1 protein-coding gene and 1 pseudogene are annotated in these 611 nt (G+C 39.0%); both read left to right on the plus strand.

All coding sequences use genetic code 11. From position 1 onward, the window contains the following. Positions 1-7: 7 nt before the first annotated feature. A complete protein-coding gene (locus LJE11_RS19230; protein ID WP_008703953.1) occupies positions 8-280 on the plus strand; it encodes a hypothetical protein in 273 nt (90 codons plus the stop codon). 29 nt (positions 281-309) lie between these two features. After that, positions 310-611 (plus strand): annotated as a pseudogene (locus tag LJE11_RS19235) (transglutaminase domain-containing protein); the annotation flags it as partial.

The raw sequence follows: 611 nt of genomic DNA on the forward strand, positions 1-611 counted from the left end.
AAAAAACATGGCATCAGAAAGAACAGAAGAACTATACAGGGTTTTGCTCAGCAAGGGCTATCCGAAGGAGCTTTGTGCTGAGATTGCATATAAAAATATGAATACAGATTATACTGCAACCAGAATGCTGGGTTATTTATATCGGTATACAAATCCTAAAATCGAAGATCTGGTAGATGAGATGCTGGCGATTTTAAGTGATCGGGCGCAGATAATAGAGAAAAAGGAATCTGAACATGCGCAGGCAGTGATCAGTGAAATGTACCGGAAGGGATTATAAGTGACGAAGAACTTGGAGATAAGATAACAATGGAGCAATATTATTACAACCATATGAATAAGGCGCAGCAGGCTGCATATCACAGCATTCTTAGCGGTGTGAAAAACCTGGCGGATGAATTTCAGATTCCGGCATTAGAGGGAGAAGAACTTTATAATGTATTTTTTCAGATGCGTCTGGATCATCCGGAGATATTTTGGGTGAGCAGTTATAAATACCGGTATTATAAAGACTCTCCGAATCTGATTTTTATTCCAGAGTATCTTTTTGATAAAAAGAAGATTTGCGAACATCAAAAGGCTATGACTGCCAGAGTTGAGAAGCTGATTCG

This window comes from Blautia sp. DFI.1.216 (genome assembly GCF_020594215.1).
In the GTDB taxonomy this organism is placed as follows: Bacteria; Bacillota; Clostridia; order Lachnospirales; family Lachnospiraceae; genus Blautia_A; species Blautia_A wexlerae.

Excerpts from the sequence above, each read along its gene's own strand:
- LJE11_RS19230 (WP_008703953.1), top strand. The coding sequence starts at position 8 with ATGGCATCAGAAAGAACAGAAGAACTATACAGGGTTTTGCTCAGCAAG.